This window comes from Staphylococcus arlettae (genome assembly GCF_002902345.1).
In the GTDB taxonomy this organism is placed as follows: Bacteria; Bacillota; Bacilli; order Staphylococcales; family Staphylococcaceae; genus Staphylococcus; species Staphylococcus arlettae.
On record NZ_PPQB01000008.1, the window covers coordinates 1 to 1,302 of the forward strand.

The 1,302-nt window shown below is 34.6% G+C and carries 3 protein-coding genes; all 3 read left to right on the forward strand.

Going from position 1 to position 1,302, the window contains the following annotated elements:
• The first annotated feature begins 241 nt into the window (after window positions 1-241).
• The 3 genes from CD036_RS03655 to CD036_RS13275 all read left to right on the forward strand — a co-directional run bounded on the left by CD036_RS03655 (window position 242) and on the right by CD036_RS13275 (window position 1,271).
• The gene (locus CD036_RS03655; protein WP_031917823.1) at window positions 242-382 is read left to right on the forward strand and encodes a ribbon-helix-helix domain-containing protein; all 141 of its coding nucleotides are present in this window, start codon (window positions 242-244) and stop codon (window positions 380-382) included.
• A 57-nt stretch (window positions 383-439) separates the two neighbouring features.
• Window positions 440-1,030: a replication protein gene (locus CD036_RS03660; RefSeq protein WP_103388019.1), complete on the forward strand. Its 591-nt coding sequence runs from the start codon at window positions 440-442 to the stop codon at window positions 1,028-1,030.
• A 106-nt stretch (window positions 1,031-1,136) separates the two neighbouring features.
• On the forward strand, window positions 1,137-1,271 hold the full coding sequence (locus CD036_RS13275; RefSeq protein WP_258027387.1) for a hypothetical protein: 135 nt from the start codon (window positions 1,137-1,139) through the stop codon (window positions 1,269-1,271).
• The last annotated feature ends 31 nt before the right edge of the window (window positions 1,272-1,302 follow it).

Genomic DNA, 1,302 nt, shown 5'->3' on the forward strand with positions numbered 1-1,302 from the left:
TAACTTGGATTAATCCAAGTTAACAACCAATCCAAATCATTACTTTCGATATCGTGAAGTCAAAAGGAAATTCTATTACAAGTAATAATATGGTGGGTTTTGACTTTAGGTTTTCAACACTGGGGTACTACGACCCCCCAGTGTTGTTCATTGTTCACGGTCACTTTTTGTGTATAAACGATTGAATTATGATGTTATTTTGTGTATTATTGACTGTAATAATTGAAAGGTGGTTACAATTATGAGTAAAAGATTGCAAGTGACTTTGAAAGATGAGATGTCGGAAAAGTTAGATGAATTGGCGAAATATTTAGGAGTTTCAAAAAGTGCGGTAATTGCGTTGGCTTTGCAAGATTTTGATAAAAAGCATAAAAATAGATAAAAAAATACTGCCATGTGGCTATGGCAGCATAAACTTGTATTCGGAGGTAATTATATCATGGCAAATAAAGCATCACAAGGTAATGTAAGAACTAGAAATTGGACGTTTGTAATTTACCCAGAAAGTGTTTCTGAAGGTTGGAGAGATATATTAGATGATGAACATATACAATGGGTTGAATCTCCATTACATGATAAGGATACTAATCCAAATGGAGAGATAAAAAAGGCTCATAAGCATATATTGGTTATGTATGATGGGGTTAAAAGTTATAATCAGATATTGGAATTGACCGAAAGAATAAATGCGACTGTTCCACAAAGGTGTGGTTCTGCTAAAGGTCTTGTTAGATATATGTTGCATATGGATAATCCTGAGAAATATCAGTATGATCGTGAAGATATGATTGCTCATGGTGGAGCAGATATTCTAGAGATGTTAAAACCGACGTCTGCAAGCAGATATGAGATGTTTAAAGAAATGACTTCTTTTATAGTTGAAAATGACATAAGAGAATACGAAGAACTATGGATTTATGCTATGGAGCATAGATTTGATGATTGGTTCCCTTTGTTAGCTGATAATGGTACTTTTGCTATAAATACGTTTATAAAATCTAGAAGACATAGAATAAAAGATAACAAATGAATTAGCTAGCCGTTATGGCTAGCTTTTTGCTTTAGCAAAAAGGGGGGATTGGGGGTTTACCCCCAACAAGGGTATTTGCAGAACGAAATGAGCGTAAGCGAATGAAGTGGCTAGCAAATACGACGCTTGCCAAACCATATTATCACTTGTGATAGGAGAAATACTTTTGACGAACAAAGAAATAATGATAGCCACTTCAGTGGCGATTGGTGCAGTTGTAACTTGGATTAATCCAAGTTAACAACCAATCCAAATCATTACTTTCGATATCG

Bases quoted from the DNA above. Each gene is read 5' to 3' on its own strand.
- CD036_RS03655 (WP_031917823.1), top strand. From the start codon at position 242: ATGAGTAAAAGATTGCAAGTGACTTTGAAAGATGAGATGTCGGAAAAG.
- CD036_RS03660 (WP_103388019.1), top strand. From the start codon at position 440: ATGGCAAATAAAGCATCACAAGGTAATGTAAGAACTAGAAATTGGACG.